Source organism: Halobellus marinus (genome assembly GCF_032113415.1).
Classification (GTDB): domain Archaea; phylum Halobacteriota; class Halobacteria; order Halobacteriales; family Haloferacaceae; genus Haloquadratum; species Haloquadratum marinus.
Window position 1 is genome coordinate 3,033,642 of the sequence record NZ_CP134946.1, and the last position, 13,396, is coordinate 3,047,037.

15 protein-coding genes are annotated in these 13,396 nt (G+C 67.3%); 9 read left to right on the top strand and 6 right to left on the bottom strand.

All coding sequences use genetic code 11. From position 1 onward, the window contains the following. Nucleotides 1-9 precede the first annotated feature (9 nt). Both RJT37_RS15030 and RJT37_RS15035 read right to left on the bottom strand, forming a co-directional pair. Nucleotides 10-1,107, bottom strand: a complete 1,098-nt coding sequence (locus tag RJT37_RS15030) for a putative sulfate/molybdate transporter (protein ID WP_313685718.1) — start codon at nucleotides 1,105-1,107, stop codon at nucleotides 10-12. A gap of 160 nt (nucleotides 1,108-1,267) precedes the next feature. Continuing rightward, nucleotides 1,268-1,954 carry a TOBE domain-containing protein gene (locus tag RJT37_RS15035; protein WP_313685720.1) on the bottom strand — a complete coding sequence of 229 codons (687 nt, stop codon included), beginning with the start codon at nucleotides 1,952-1,954 and terminating at the stop codon, nucleotides 1,268-1,270. 64 nt (nucleotides 1,955-2,018) lie between these two features. Here RJT37_RS15035 and RJT37_RS15040 point away from each other — a divergent pair, with 64 nt between their 5' ends. From RJT37_RS15040 to RJT37_RS15050, 3 genes are read left to right on the top strand one after another with little or no spacing between them, the layout of a single operon-like run. After that, nucleotides 2,019-3,140 carry an extracellular solute-binding protein gene (locus tag RJT37_RS15040; protein WP_313685722.1) on the top strand — a complete coding sequence of 374 codons (1,122 nt, stop codon included), beginning with the start codon at nucleotides 2,019-2,021 and terminating at the stop codon, nucleotides 3,138-3,140. A 25-nt stretch (nucleotides 3,141-3,165) separates the two neighbouring features. Then, nucleotides 3,166-4,155 carry an ABC transporter permease gene (locus RJT37_RS15045; RefSeq protein ID WP_313685723.1) on the top strand — a complete coding sequence of 330 codons (990 nt, stop codon included), beginning with the start codon at nucleotides 3,166-3,168 and terminating at the stop codon, nucleotides 4,153-4,155. Continuing rightward, nucleotides 4,152-5,150, top strand: coding sequence for an ABC transporter ATP-binding protein (locus tag RJT37_RS15050; protein ID WP_313685725.1), 999 nt, complete (start codon nucleotides 4,152-4,154; stop codon nucleotides 5,148-5,150). The genes RJT37_RS15045 and RJT37_RS15050 overlap by 4 nt, the downstream gene beginning before the upstream one ends. Nucleotides 5,151-5,174: 24 nt before the next feature. Here the strand turns inward: RJT37_RS15050 and RJT37_RS15055 are convergent, their stop codons facing one another. Further along, nucleotides 5,175-5,900, bottom strand: a complete 726-nt coding sequence (locus RJT37_RS15055) for an SOS response-associated peptidase (RefSeq protein ID WP_313685727.1) — start codon at nucleotides 5,898-5,900, stop codon at nucleotides 5,175-5,177. Between the two features lie 137 nt (nucleotides 5,901-6,037). On the opposite strand from RJT37_RS15055, the gene RJT37_RS15060 reads away from it, so the two are divergent. Continuing rightward, nucleotides 6,038-6,823 (top strand): ribonuclease H-like domain-containing protein, encoded by a 786-nt coding sequence (locus RJT37_RS15060; protein WP_313685728.1) that lies wholly within the window; start codon nucleotides 6,038-6,040, stop codon nucleotides 6,821-6,823. 76 nt (nucleotides 6,824-6,899) lie between these two features. After that, entirely contained in the window at nucleotides 6,900-7,583 is a 684-nt protein-coding gene (locus tag RJT37_RS15065) for a dolichyl-phosphate hexose transferase (RefSeq protein WP_313685730.1), read from the top strand. A 54-nt stretch (nucleotides 7,584-7,637) separates the two neighbouring features. On the opposite strand, the gene RJT37_RS15070 is transcribed toward RJT37_RS15065, so the two are convergent. After that, nucleotides 7,638-7,835 carry a DUF5800 family protein gene (locus RJT37_RS15070; protein ID WP_313685732.1) on the bottom strand — a complete coding sequence of 66 codons (198 nt, stop codon included), beginning with the start codon at nucleotides 7,833-7,835 and terminating at the stop codon, nucleotides 7,638-7,640. Nucleotides 7,836-8,124: 289 nt separating this feature from the next. Here RJT37_RS15070 and RJT37_RS15075 point away from each other — a divergent pair, with 289 nt between their 5' ends. Together RJT37_RS15075 and RJT37_RS15080 are read left to right on the top strand one after the other, a co-directional pair. Further along, nucleotides 8,125-8,976 (top strand): polymer-forming cytoskeletal protein, encoded by an 852-nt coding sequence (locus RJT37_RS15075; protein ID WP_313685734.1) that lies wholly within the window; start codon nucleotides 8,125-8,127, stop codon nucleotides 8,974-8,976. A 118-nt stretch (nucleotides 8,977-9,094) separates the two neighbouring features. Then, a complete protein-coding gene (locus tag RJT37_RS15080; protein ID WP_313685736.1) occupies nucleotides 9,095-10,153 on the top strand; it encodes a DUF4349 domain-containing protein in 1,059 nt (352 codons plus the stop codon). Nucleotides 10,154-10,176: 23 nt separating this feature from the next. On the opposite strand, the gene RJT37_RS15085 is transcribed toward RJT37_RS15080, so the two are convergent. After that, nucleotides 10,177-10,926 (bottom strand): nucleotide exchange factor GrpE, encoded by a 750-nt coding sequence (locus RJT37_RS15085; RefSeq protein WP_313685738.1) that lies wholly within the window; start codon nucleotides 10,924-10,926, stop codon nucleotides 10,177-10,179. A gap of 119 nt (nucleotides 10,927-11,045) precedes the next feature. Further along, nucleotides 11,046-11,786: a proteasome assembly chaperone family protein gene (locus RJT37_RS15090; RefSeq protein ID WP_313685740.1), complete on the bottom strand. Its 741-nt coding sequence runs from the start codon at nucleotides 11,784-11,786 to the stop codon at nucleotides 11,046-11,048. Between the two features lie 89 nt (nucleotides 11,787-11,875). Here RJT37_RS15090 and RJT37_RS15095 point away from each other — a divergent pair, with 89 nt between their 5' ends. Beyond that, a complete protein-coding gene (locus RJT37_RS15095; protein ID WP_313685742.1) occupies nucleotides 11,876-12,814 on the top strand; it encodes an RsmB/NOP family class I SAM-dependent RNA methyltransferase in 939 nt (312 codons plus the stop codon). After that, nucleotides 12,811-13,392: a DUF7122 family protein gene (locus RJT37_RS15100; protein WP_313685744.1), complete on the top strand. Its 582-nt coding sequence runs from the start codon at nucleotides 12,811-12,813 to the stop codon at nucleotides 13,390-13,392. The genes RJT37_RS15095 and RJT37_RS15100 overlap by 4 nt, the downstream gene beginning before the upstream one ends. Nucleotides 13,393-13,396 lie beyond the last annotated feature (4 nt).

Consider the following 13,396-nt stretch of genomic DNA (forward strand, 5'->3'; position numbering starts at 1 on the left):
TCGGGTTGCTCACGGGGATCCGGCGAACCGCTCGCGCAGCTGGTAGACCCCGATCCCGACGACGAACGCGACCCCGACGTTCGACAGGAGCCCGAGAACGCCGATCCCGACCGCCAGGGGCAGGTCGTCGGTGTCGAGCCCCGCGCGGCCGAGTTCGGCGGCGATCACGGCGAGCACGACCCCGAGCATCGCGAGCGGGAAGGCCGCGACGACCCCCACGGCGACGACCGCCGCGAGCGCATAGAGGACGCCGAGGATCAGGTTCGCCCCGGCGGTCCGCGCGCCGAAGGCGTACTTGCCGGCGACGCCGCCGCTGCCGTGACACATCGGCATCGCACCCAGCGGGATCGCGAGCAGATTCATCGCCCCCATACTGGTCGCGAGCGCGTCCGCGGAGACGTCCGCGTCGTAGTAATCCGAGAGTAAGAGCGACGTCGCGACCGCCGCGTTCCCGACGGTCATCGCGAGCTGTGCGGCAGTCGAGCCCAGGGACGCCGAGGTCACCGCCGCCGCGTTCGGAACCGTCACCGCGATTGTCGGCAACTGTGGCGTCGGCGCTCCGTTGCTCCAGAGCGCGACCGCGATCCCGACGGCGACGACTGCGAGCGTGCTCGCTCGCCGGTGACCGCTGGCGACGCTGACGGCGACGACCGCGAGCGCCAGGAGCGCGAACCAGACGCCGTCGAGGCTCAACTGGATGCCAGTTTCGAGGAGTACCAGCCCGACAGCCAGCTGCACACCCCGCACGACCGGCGTCCCGATGTACTCCACGACTCGACCGAGGGTTCCGGTCGCCCCGACCACGAGGAGCACCAGGCCGGCCAGAAGCCCTGCGACGGCGAGTTCGCCGGTCGTGAGCCCGCCGGCGATCACGAGCGCCGCGAGCGCCTTCATCGGCTCCACGGAGACCGGGAGGCCGTAGTAGAGGCCCCAGACGACCTGAAAGACCGCGAATCCGAGTAGAAGGTGGGAAAGCGACAGCTCCGTCAGCGCGGCGACGGCGACGACGACCGGGAGGACCGTAACTGAATCCCCTAACGCCCCGGTTAGCTCGCTCCGGGAGAGCTCGAAGCCCGTGAGGTACCGGTTGCGGACGAAGACGTCCATCAATTTCCAGCAGTCTCCGGGCTCACATAATCGCTTGGGTTCTCACTCCGTACGCCGTGGTCTCATCGACTGGTCGTCGAAACGGCAGTTATCTATTCGAAAGAAGAAACCGAATTCAGTTTCATCACTTTCGAGGTGTCCGCCAGGCTGAACCGAGCAATCAAACCGAGATGCCGCGCGTCGCGGTCGCCTTGAAGGAGACGACCACGTCGCTGCCGCGCGTCAGCGCCAGTTTCTCGCGGCTGTCTTCGGTCACCAGCGCCAACAGCGGATCGTCGGCCCCGACGTCGACAGCGATCCGAACGATCCGCTCGCCGGATTCGACGCCTGTGACCGTCCCCGCAAAGCGGTTGCGGGCGCTCGTATGCTCCGGGACCGGCGTATCTTCCGGATCGGTGAGCGTCACGGCGTCCGCACGGATCGTCAACTGCACGCGGCCCTCGCCCTCCGGAACGAGCGCGCGAACGGGTCCCGCGTCGGTCTCGACGGTGACCAGTTCGCCGTCGCGATCCGTGATCTCGCCACTCAGAACCGTCTCGGCGATGTCGGCGACGCCCGCGAAGCTTCGCTGGGTCCGCTCGAACGCCGTCAGGAGTTCCCTGGCGGTCCCGGTGAGTTCGCTTCCGCCCCCGCCGGAGCCGCCGCGGCGCCGCTCGACGAGCGACCCGAACGCCTCTTCGAGTTCGACGATCCGGCGCTGGGCGTGGGCGTACGACCGGCCGAGAACCTCCGCGGCGTGGTTGAGCGAGCCCTCCCGCTCGATGGCCCGCAGGAGCGCCGCGTCGCGGTCGTCGAGCGTCACGCCGTCGGTTCGGATGTAGGCGTCGAACGAGGGCCGGAGGTCCATACCCCAGTCTACTCGGTCCCGAGCAAAAGCGTTATGTCATCGCTGACAATACCGGGATATATCGATGTCGAAACAACGATTTGATCGCGGATCATCGGGAGAGACGGACCAATCGCAGACGGCCTCGCGTCGACGGTTTCTGGCAGCCGCAGGTGCGGCGACCGTGACTGCCCTCGCGGGCTGTTCGGGCGGCGGCGACGGCTCGGACTCGACGACGACCGAGGCGTCGGGTGGGGAGTCGACGTCGATGTCGACGGACACGGCCACGGAGACGCCGATGGCTGATTCGATGACGATCTTCCACGCCGGGTCGCTGGCCCCGCCGTTCAGCGAGGCCGAACCGAAGTTCGAAGACGAGTACGGCGTCGACGTGAATCGCGAGGCGAAGGGGTCCGTGGCTTCGACACAGAAAATCACCCAACAGGGTCGCTCGGCCGACGTTCTCGGCGTCTCTGACTTCCGGCTGATCCGCAACCGGATCGTCCCCGACTACGGCGACTGGTACGCCATCTTCACAACGAACTCGATGTCGATCCAGTACCGGGAGGATTCGCCGGGCGCCGACGAGATATCGAAAGACAACTGGTGGGAGGTTCTCACCCGCGACGACATCACGATCGGCCACTCCGATCCCGCCGTCGACCCTGGCGGCTACCGTGCGGTGATGACGCAGCAGCTCGGTACCGAGAATTTCAACGGCGAGCGACTCTACGACGACGCCACGTACCAGAAGCTCCGGGAGAACTCGACGGTTCCGACGGGCACGGAGACGAATCTCGAGGGGCAGCTGGAATCCGGCGAACTGGACTACGTCTTCTACTACCAGTCCATCTCGGCGAGTTCCGGGCTCCCGTACGTGGACCTCCAGCCGGAGGTGGACCTCTCACAGGCGACCAGCGAGTACGCACAGCACTACGCGAAGGCAGAGGTCGAGACCGGTTCCGGGACGTTCACCGGCGCACCGATCGCCTACGGGATCACCGTCCCGGGCGTCGCGGAGGCGCCCGAACGCGGCGCCCAGTGGGTCGAGTACTTCGCCACAGAGCCCGGTCGGACGATCCTCAAGGAACTCGGGCTGGTCCCGGTCGATCCGGTCGTCGTCCCCGCAGCCGCCGAGGACGCCGTCCCCGACCGCGTGATGGAGGTCGCGAGCGCCCAAGAGACGCTCGGTCCGCTGGAGCTTTAGACGGCCCTCACATCCAGTATACACGATGGCAACAGAGACAGGACCAGGACCTCGGGTGGACGCTCCGACCGACGATGTCCCCGGCGTCGCACTCGTCGTCGCGTTCGTCGCGCTCCAAGTGGTAGCATTCGTCGCGGCGTACACCACGGGTCGTCCGACGTGGTACGCCTACTTCATCGTCGGCAGCACTGCCGTCACCGCGTATTTCCTGGACGGCACATCGTTCACCGTGGCGACGGCGACTCTCGGGAGCGTCCTGGTCGTCGCACTCGGGCTGCCGCTGTTTATGTTCGTCGCGCGACAGACGCCCTCGCTCGTGGTCGAGAAGGCGCTCGATCCCGACGTGCACCGGGTCCTGTATCTGGGTGTCTACGGCCCGCTCCTGGCGGCGCTTCTCAGTCTCGCGTTCGGCATCCCCCTGGCACACCTGCTGGCGGAGGGATTCTCCGGTCAGCCGCTCGTCGAGAGCCTGGTCGACCTGCCGCTCGTGGTCCCCCACTCCGTCGCCGGGATCCTGATCCTCTTCGGCTTCGGGAAGGGTGGTGCCTTCCCGAACGTCTCCGTCCTGGGGTCGATGATCGGGATGGTGCTCGCGATGGCCTTCGTGGCGGCCCCGTACGCCGTCAACGCCACCCGCGAGGCGTTCGAGGCGATCGACAACCGCCTCGAGTACGCCTCCCGAATCCACGGCGCAAACCGCTGGGAGACCTTCCGTCGGGTGACCGGTCCGCTCGCCGCCCGCGGGATGATCACCGGCGGCGTGCTGGCGTGGGCCCGCGCCGTCTCAGAGTTCGGGGCGGTCGCCGTCGTCGCCTACAGCGTGAAGTTCTTCTATCCGTTCGCGGGGGAGAAGGTGACCGCCCAGCACGCGCCGGTGTTCGTCTACAACACCTATCTGCAGGGCGGCCTCGAAGAGAGCGGGGCGGTGGCGTTCCTGCTTTTGGCGGTCTCGGCACTCATCTTCCTGATCGTCCGGTATCTGACTGACGACGACGCGGGAGGTGGGATGCCGTGACATACCTCACCGCCGACGTCATATCGACGTTCACGGCCGAGGGAGCGGAGCCGTTCACCGTCGACGCCGGATTCGAAGTCGGCACCGACGAGAACATCGTCATCCTGGGACCGAGCGGGAGCGGGAAGACGCTCCTGCTGGAGTCGATCGCGGGGTTCCACGGCCACGACGGGACCGTAACCGTCGGGGGGACGGAGATCCAGGATCGTCCGCCGGAGGACCGCGACTTCGGCTTCGTGTTCCAGGACTACGCGCTGTTTCCGCATATGACCGTCCGCGAGAACGTCGAGTACGGCGCCCGCTACCGGGAGTCACCCAGAGACGCCGACGAACTGCTCGCGGAGTTGGGCGTGGCGCACCTGGCCGAGCGAAATCCACCCACTCTCTCGGGTGGGGAGAAACAGCGCGTCGCGCTCGCGCGTGCCCTTGCGGTGCGTCCCGAGGTGCTCCTCTTGGACGAGCCGCTCGCTGCGCTCGACGTGCCGACCCGGCAGTCGCTCCGCGACGACCTCGTGGACGTCCTCGCGGACGTGACCTCCGTCTACGTCACGCACAACCGGACGACCGCGCGGGCGATCGCCGACCGGATCCTCGTGATGCAGGACGGACAGGTCGTCCAGCGGGGCACCCCGGAGGACGTCTTCGAGCGGCCCGAGTCGCCGACGGTCGCGAACTTTACCGGATCGAACGTGGTCGATCTCGAATCCGCCCCGTCGCTGCGCACGCTCCTGAACGGTGATCTCGTAGATTCCGAACAGAACGGCACTGGCGGCTCCCACCCCGGACGGGTATCGATCAGGCCGGAAGCGATCTCGTTCGGCGGTGCCGACGGCGAGGTCCGCGCGACGGTCGAGCGGGTCGTGCGCGAAGACGCGACGAACCGGGTCACGCTCGCGTTCGACGGCGTGACCGTCGAAGCGTTCGCCGATCAGCCGCCGACGGTCGGTACCGAGGTGGCCCTTTCGTTCCCCCGGGACAGAGTTCATCCCTGCTGACGATCGCCCTCCTGCGGACGCTTTTCACTCCGCTTCGACCCGTTCAAGCAGGCTCGGATCGTCGTTCGCGGGACTGTTTACTCGGGTCGAGACCGGATACGCCTGCCAGTCGTCGCCCCGGTGTGGTTCGAGCAGACGGGCGACATCTTCGGTGTCGCCGTCGAGCCATATTGACTCCTCGTCGGGATCGAGCACGACCGCCATCCGGTGGTGGAGGTCGGCGACGGCGTCGTTCGGCTCGGTCGTGACGATCGAAAACGACTCGACGACGTCCGAGTCGGAATCGATGCCGCCGCGCCCGCCTGCTCCGCCACTACCGAAGTCGCCGAGGCCGGTCTGTGTGTGGCTCGGCTCCCACCGCTCCCACAGCCCCGCCATCGCGAACGGGCGGTCGTCCGCGAAGGCGACCCGGTAAGGGCGTTTTTCGTCGCCGTCCTGAACCCACTCGTAGAAGCCGTCCGCGGGAACGAGACACCGCCGCTGCTGGTAGGCGTCCCGAAAGCTGGGCTTCTCGTCGAGCGTCTCGGCGCGGGCGTTGATCCGGTCGTTTCCGGCCGCCTCGTCGTCGGCCCACGAGGGGATCAGCCCCCACCGCAGCCGTCGGAACTCGTCGGGCGCGTCGTTCGTGATCACCGGCAGCGACTGCCCCGGCGAACAGTTGTACCGGGGCTCCGGCGGGTCCGCGAAGGTGGCGTCGAAACGGGATTCGAGGTCCGCGGCAGGAGTGAACAGAGTGTAGCGACCGCACATACGCGTCATTCGTGCTGGATCGTAAAAACGGGTGTGGCCGGTGATCGTCGGGCAGTCGGGTGGGTGATGGAGTGTCACGACGTCGGACTCGGGGCAGCCTCGAAGGGTTTACGCATCCGCCGCTCCCCGAGACGGGTATGCGCATCGAGAACAGTTTCGTCCCCGCACGCGGGATCGGCGAGCGCCGCGAGCGCTCGCTGTGGGAGTCGGGCATTCTCACCTGGGAAGAGTTCGACCCGACGCGTGCGCCGCTCGGGGAGAAGACCGGCCAACGCGTGGAGTCGTTCGTCGCCGAAGCCCTGGAGCGACTCGACGACGGCGACGCCCGGTACTTCGGCGATCGCTTCCCCGCGAGCGAGATATGGCGGCTCTACGAGAACTTCCGGTCGGACGCGCTCTTCTTCGACATCGAGACAACCGGCCTGGATGCCCACAGCGCGGACGTCACCACCGTCTCGTTCACACAGGCCGGGGAGACGACGACGCTGATCCGCGGTGAGGATCTGACCGTCAACGCGCTCCGCGAGCAGTTCCGCGGCGCACCCCTGGTGGTCTCCTTCAACGGCAAACAGTTCGACGTGCCGTTCCTCGAAGAGAACTTCGAGCTGTCCGTCGACGCGCCGCACCTCGACCTGATGTATCCTTGTCGCCGGATCGACCTCACGGGCGGGCTGAAGGCGATCGAATCCGAAATCGGCATCGACCGCGACCGGCCGGATCTCTCAGGCCGGGACGCCGTCCGACTCTGGCACCAGTACGCCCGCGACGGAGACGAGGACGCCCTGGGGACGCTCGTTTCGTACAACCGCGACGACACCGAGAACCTCCGGAACCTCGCGGACGTCGTCGCCCGACGGCTCCACGAGAATTCGATCGGCGCCGTCGCCGACGAACCGGCCAGGGTTCCGGATCCGCGTTCGTAGCCGGGGTGCTACCTCCGACGACTGCCTGTTTTTGGCGAACCTAAAAGTTCAAATATACCCGCGAAAAACGACGGGTATGACCGAGTACACGTTCGACGACCTCGCCGTCGTGATGGGCACCTACAACGAGGAGGCGGCCGTCGGGACGGTGCTATCGGATATCGACGACGTCACCGACGGCCGCGCTGAGGTCGTCTGCGTCGACAGTTCGACCGACCGGACGCCGGAAATCGCTCGCGAGCACGGTGCGACCGTGATCGAACAGCCGCCGAGGGGCTACGGCCACGCGGTCCGTGAGGCCGTTTTGACACCCGACCGTCCGGTCGTCGTCACCACCGACTGCGACGACACCTATCCGATGAAGAAGCTCCCGGAGTTTCTCGATCTCATCAACGAGGGCTACGACGTCGTCTCCGGGGACCGGCTCTACCACGGCGCCGAGGCGATGCCGGCTTTCAACCGCTTCGGCAACGCGGTCTTCGCGCTGGTGGCGTCGGCGCTGATGGGCGAGCGCGTCCACGACACCACGACGGGGATGCGCGCCTACCGACGTGAACTGCTCCACGAGATCGAGTGGACCGAGAACACCGGCCTCTCGGCGGAACTACTGATCCGCCCGCTGATGCGCGGCTACGAGATCCGCGAGGAGCCGATTCCCTACCGCGAGCGCGCCGGCGAGACGAAACTCGATCCGCTCGGCGGCGGGGCCGCGATCGCGAAGTCGATCGTGAAGGTGTGCCTCGAAGAGCGGTTCGGGTAATCGACTGCAACGACTGACAGCGCCGGCGGAAACGCTGGACGCCGCCCGCTACCCTTAGCGGATGATGTCTTTGATCCGCCGCGGTTCACCGTCCAGCGACGGGTTCTCCTCGACGATCTGGAGGACCTCGTGATCCGTCACGTCCGGGTACGATTTCTCCGTGGCCTCCTCGATCAGCGTCTTTTCGAGGCGGAACTCCGTCCCCTCGTAGACAACGTCGACCCCATCTTCGTCGAACGAAAGTGCAGTCATACCTGCCGGTAATCGGTCACGGAGTAAAAACGCATCAATCTGGTCCCGCTGGAGTCCGTGAGCCACGACTGAAGTCGTGGGCCTCCGCCTTGCATAGCTGTGACTCCTAAGTAGCGTACGCAAGTCTTCGCTCGTCCGATCGCAGGACTGCGTGCCACCGGATGAGCAATCAGTTGCGAACGCTACTATAGTGACCCCGGAGTCGATTGGTCGCCGAAAAGTGGCCCGTGCTACCGTCAGACAATTGTCTGACGCGTCGTTTATTACGCCGCACGTGTTGGTCCGGAGTGTGGTACTCGGTCAGGACCGCCTCGACACCCTGGAGATCCCCGACGGGACGACCGTCGAGGAGCACGATCTGGTGACTGACGGGGACGTCGTCGTCGGCGGCCAGGCCACCGTCGAGTTCGGCGTGCGGGGGCGGAACGTCCTCGCCGGCGAGCGCGTCACCTTCGGCGGCGACATCGAGGCTGAGAGCGACTGCCGCCTCGACGTCTGGTGCGACGTCGCGGGGAACGTCCTGGTCGGCGACGACGCCTACCTCGGGGAGCGCGTCCACATCGGCGGCCGCCTGATGGTCTCCGGCGATCTGGACATCGGCGACGACGTCGACATCGAGGAGGGTTTCGAGGCCAACGGCTGGATCGTCATCCGCAATCCGGTCCCGGCACTCGTGTTCTACTTCGTCGTACTCTCGCAACTGCTGCGGATCGGCGAGAACGAGGCCGCCGAGGAACTCGCCGAGGCGCTCTCCGGAGACAGCGAACACGACCCCCTGGTGATCCCGCGCGGGGCGACCGTCTCCGACGACGCGTGGCAGGCCTCGACGCCCGCGACGATCGGCGACGACTGTCGGTTGCACGGAAACGTCCGCGCGGAGACGATCACTGTCGGGCGCGACAACAACATCTTCGGCAGCCTCCGCGCCCGCGGCGACATCGAGGTCGGCGAGGGCACGCAGGTGCACGGCGACGTGACGACCCGGGACGGGACCGTCACGATCGCCGACAGCGCCCGAATCCTCGGCGACGTCTCCTGTTCGGACCTCGAACTGCACGACAGCGGCGACGTCGACGGAACGATTCGCGCCTCGGGCGATATGCGACTCGTGCGGTCGAAGGCGTCAGACGGCGGAGAGTGACCGAAGGGGCCGGTGAAGCACACCGGGATCGCCCACGGCCCGGCTTCCTCGCATAACTCAAAGACCCCTTTGTGCCACCGGCGCGGTTTTCCCATACTCCGTTGTAGTGGTACCCAAGATGGCAACGAGACGCACACTCGCGACCGTCGCCGTGCTCGCGCTTGTCGTGCTCGCCGGGTGCGGCGCCTCGACCGGCGGCGCCGACGGGGGCGCGGGCGGCGACTACGAGCAGGCAACGAACGTCGAGGCCGACCAGCCAGTGGAGGCAACCGGCACACCGGAACCGGCGGCTGAAGGCGCAGGCGACGGGGCAAGCGGAGGGGCAGAGGCGGTTGACGGTGACGGCTCCGCGGGTGACGTCGTCCAGGGGGACCAACGGGCGATCATCCGCACTGGCACCGTCGCCGTCGAAGTCGCGGACGTCGAGTCGGCACAGGCGAACCTGACGACGACCGTCGAAAGCTACGGCGGCTACGTCAGCGACACCCGGCAGGACCGCCGGACGATCGGCAACGAGACGTGGGTCCGCGGCGAGATGGTGCTCCGGGTGCCGAGTGAGGACTTCGATGCGCTCGTCGAGGACGCGCAGGCCCTCGGCGAGGTGCAGACGGTCGAGGTGAACTCCCGTGACGTGACCGACCAGCTCGTCGACATCGAGGCGCGACTGGAGAACCTCCGCGCCGAAAGAGACCGGCTCCGCGAACTCTACGATCAGGCCAACTCCACCGAGGACGTCCTCGCGGTCCAACGCGAACTCTCTGACGTCCAAGGCGAGATCGAACGGCTCGAAGCCAGACAGCAGTCGCTCCAGGATCGGGTCGCGTACTCGACGCTGACCGTCCGGCTGGAGGAGCCGCGACCGACGCCGGGGCGCGTCGCGCCGGACCGCTGGTACGACACGCCCGTCATCTCGGCGTTTATGCAGTCCGTCGACGGCGTCGTCGTGGTGGCTCGGGCGCTCGTGGTCGGGGTGGCGTTCGCGCTGCCGTACATCCTCGCGTTCGCGGTCCCGGTCGTCCTTGTCGCCGGCGCGCTCGTGCGATACGGCCGTCGCCGTTGGCGGTCGGGCGGCAGATCGGATTCAGAGACCGAAGCAGCATCGGAGTCAGGATCCGAGCAGGGGCCTGAGTCGGATGCCGACTCGGAGCAAGAGTCCGAGTCGGAGCCGGAGAACTGACGCCGACGCGGGAAGGCCGCTCGCTATTCGTCGCTCTCGTCGGATTCTTCTGCGCTCTCTCCGTCGCTCTCCTCGCCCGCTCCCGTACTGACGGTCACCTGCGCCTCGCGGATGACGGCGCCGGCCATCTCGTATCCCGGTCGATAGACGTCGACGACGGCGCCTTCGGGCTGGCTATCGTCGACACGCATCAGCACCTCGTGGCGCGTCGGATCGACGTCCTCCCCGCGGTCGGGATCGATCGGCGTCACGTTCTCCTCTTCGAGGATGCGGTCGAACTCCTCGAGCGTTGATTCGATACCCGGGCGGATGTCGGCCCCCTCGTCCTGATCGAGGGCGCGGACGAGGTTGTCGCGGACGCTGACGACGCGGCCGACGAAGTCCTCGGTGGCGCGCTCGCGGATCTCCTCCTCCCGCTTTTTTGCGCGCTTCTTGTAGTTCTTGAAGTCCGCCTTCGAGCGCTTCAGCGCGCCCTCGAGTTCTTCGATCCGTTCCTCGCGTTCGTCGATTTCGGCCTCCGCGTCGGCCAGCCGCGACTGCAGGTCTTCGACCTCGGCGGCGAGGTCCTCGTCGTGTTCGGCTACGCGCGCCGTGAGATCTGACGCTTCGTCGGCTTTCGCCTCCGCCGCCTCACCCTCCTCGACGACGCCGTTCTCGCGGGCGTCCTCCCCGTCCACCGCGTCGTCGGCAGCGTTGTCGTCCCGCTCGCTCCCGACATCCTCGTCCGTTTCGGCACTCGCCGCTGCGCGACTCTCGGGGGACTCTTCGCTCATATCCGTACGGAGCGGTCGGCGAGCCTTAAACGTGTAGAAAGCGGTCTCGCGCGCCCGATCGCGAATCCCGTTTGGGAGCCGAGTGAGGCGTATACGAGAGTGAGGCGTATACGAGGTCGTTACTGATACATCCCGATCGGTCGCGCCTGCGTGCTCTCCTCGCCGCCGCTCTGCATCCGTTTTGCGAGGCGCTCTTTCGCCTCCCGGATCTGTTCGGCCCGGTCGACCAGGTCGTCGACGGGGACCTCGATACCGACGAGGGGTTCGATCCCGTTTTTGATCAGCACGCGGGCGGCCTCGGGATCTGGGAACCGCGGATCTGATTCGACGATCAGGCCGATTGCCGTCCGCCCGGTCTCCACGGCGTCGCTCAGAAGCACGCCGGTCGGCCCGGAGACGAGACCGGTCTCGCTCGGCGCAGTGATCCCCTCCTCGGCGATGCGATCGGTGCCCCCGGCCACGCCGAGCCCGTACAGTGCGGGCGGCCCCTCCTCCTTCTCGCGGGGGATCCCCGAGAGGTAGACCGGGGTCACGTCGTGCTCGTCGAACCACCCCGAAAGGCAGTCGCCGAGTTCCGCGGCGGCGTCGGGACCGACTGGAACGTCGCTCTGGAGAACCAGCAGGTCCCGCCCCTCGTCGGCGTAGACCCGAACCGGCGGCTGGAGTTCGGGGTCGTTCTCGCGGTACACCGCGACCTGTGGCAGGCTATCGCAGTAGACGTTGCCGTAGTGGGTCATCTCGAACTCCCCAACGAGGTGGTCGGCGGCGATCTTCCCGACGAGGCCGACGCCGGGGAATCCCTCGACCATCGACGGTTCCGACAGCGACACGTCGTCTGCGAGTACGGAGATCCGAGCCATACCGGCGGTACGACGGCAACGGTGGTAAAACCGCGGGGAGCACGCCCCGAACCGACACCCACAAACGCCCGCGCCGTGACCGAACCGGTATGCAACCACTCGAGCGGTACGCGTCGCTCGTCGACGACTTCGACGCGTTCCGCGCGGCGTGCGACCGGCCGCTCCCCTCGGTCGTCCGCGTCAACACGCTGAAAGCGTCGATCGAGCGCGCCCGGGAAGCGCTCGACGCCGAGGGCGTCGATTACGAGGTGAGCGACTGGCATCCCGGGATATTCCGCCTCGCCGAACGCGGACCCGGGACGTCGTGGCCGTACTTCCACGGCTGGCTCCACGGCCAGGAGGAGGTGTCGGCGCTGCCCGCCCTGGCGCTCGATCCGCAGCCCGGCGAGGCGGTCTGGGACGCCTGCGCGGCGCCCGGCAGCAAGACCACCCAGGTGGCTGATCTGATGGACGACGAGGGGTTGCTCGTCGGCAACGACAACAACCTCGGGCGGCTCTCGGCGCTGCGGCACAACGCCGAACGCCTCGGGATCACCAACCTCGCGGTGACGAACCAAGACGCCCGGAACTTCTCGCTGAAACCGTTCGGCGACCGCACCGACCGTCCGGAACGGATCGAGGCGTTCGATCGCGCCCTCGTCGACGCGCCGTGCTCCTGTGAGGGGACGATCCGCAAGAACCCCGACGCCCTGGATCGCTGGACGATGGACCACGTCCAGGGAGTCGCGGGAATCCAGAAGGGGATCCTCCGGCGCGCGATCCAGGCGACCCGGGTCGGCGGAACCGTCGTCTACTCGACCTGTACGTTCGCGCCCGAGGAGAACGAGGCCGTGCTGAATCACGTGCTCAGCGAGGCAGACTGCGAGATCCGCGAGTGGGACACGCCCGACGGTTTCGAGACCGATCCGGGCGTCACCGAGTGGAACGGCACCGAGTACGACCCCGCCGTCGAACTGGCCCACCGCGTCTATCCGCACCGCAACGATACGGGCGGGTTCTTCTGCGCCAAACTGGAGGTGACCGGATGACCGACACCGACGAGGGACGGGCGGGCCCCGAAAACGACGGTCAGCAGTTCGATCGACTGCCGGCGACGGCCGCGGAACGAGTCGTCACCGGCCGGCCGAGTCGCAGGGAAGTCGTCGAGTGGTGGGAGGAACGGTACGGCATCCCGCCGGAAACCTGGGACGGGCATACGTTCTGGGAGAAGGGCAACGGGAAACTGTGGGCGTTCGCCGCCGACGTGGTCTCCCCGATCGAAATCGAGGGACTCGGCCTGCGGATCCTGCGGACCCGCCAGGAGCACTGGAAGCCGTCGACGAACGCCGTCCAGCGGTTCGGGCGGGCGGCGACGGAGAACGTCGTCGTGCTGGACAGCGAGGAGGCGGTCCGCTTCGCGGCGGGTGACGATCAGGAGTTGCCCCGGTGGGACGGCGACTGGGGCTACGTGATCGCCGCCCACGAGATCGCCGGCGACAGCGAGGCGTCGGAGACGCCTCGGGCAACCGGCGAAGGCGGTGACGTCGAACCGATCGGTGTGGGCCTGTATCTCCACGGCGAACTCCGGTCGACGGTGCCGAAAGGGCGGCGCGAGGACCTCGGGTAGCGCG

What these genes read in the sequence shown, in the direction of transcription:
- RJT37_RS15060 (WP_313685728.1), top strand. Translation starts at nt 6,038, where the DNA reads ATGCGCATCGAGAACAGTTTCGTCCCCGCACGCGGGATCGGCGAGCGC.
- RJT37_RS15085 (WP_313685738.1), bottom strand. Translation starts at nt 10,926, where the DNA reads ATGAGCGAAGAGTCCCCCGAGAGTCGCGCAGCGGCGAGTGCCGAAACG.
- RJT37_RS15100 (WP_313685744.1), top strand. Translation starts at nt 12,811, where the DNA reads ATGACCGACACCGACGAGGGACGGGCGGGCCCCGAAAACGACGGTCAG.
- RJT37_RS15045 (WP_313685723.1), top strand. Translation starts at nt 3,166, where the DNA reads ATGGCAACAGAGACAGGACCAGGACCTCGGGTGGACGCTCCGACCGAC.
- RJT37_RS15070 (WP_313685732.1), bottom strand. Translation starts at nt 7,835, where the DNA reads ATGACTGCACTTTCGTTCGACGAAGATGGGGTCGACGTTGTCTACGAG.
- RJT37_RS15065 (WP_313685730.1), top strand. Translation starts at nt 6,900, where the DNA reads ATGACCGAGTACACGTTCGACGACCTCGCCGTCGTGATGGGCACCTAC.
- RJT37_RS15080 (WP_313685736.1), top strand. Translation starts at nt 9,095, where the DNA reads ATGGCAACGAGACGCACACTCGCGACCGTCGCCGTGCTCGCGCTTGTC.
- RJT37_RS15040 (WP_313685722.1), top strand. Translation starts at nt 2,019, where the DNA reads ATGTCGAAACAACGATTTGATCGCGGATCATCGGGAGAGACGGACCAA.
- RJT37_RS15030 (WP_313685718.1), bottom strand. Translation starts at nt 1,107, where the DNA reads ATGGACGTCTTCGTCCGCAACCGGTACCTCACGGGCTTCGAGCTCTCC.
- RJT37_RS15035 (WP_313685720.1), bottom strand. Translation starts at nt 1,954, where the DNA reads ATGGACCTCCGGCCCTCGTTCGACGCCTACATCCGAACCGACGGCGTG.
- RJT37_RS15055 (WP_313685727.1), bottom strand. Translation starts at nt 5,900, where the DNA reads ATGTGCGGTCGCTACACTCTGTTCACTCCTGCCGCGGACCTCGAATCC.
- RJT37_RS15090 (WP_313685740.1), bottom strand. Translation starts at nt 11,786, where the DNA reads ATGGCTCGGATCTCCGTACTCGCAGACGACGTGTCGCTGTCGGAACCG.
- RJT37_RS15095 (WP_313685742.1), top strand. Translation starts at nt 11,876, where the DNA reads ATGCAACCACTCGAGCGGTACGCGTCGCTCGTCGACGACTTCGACGCG.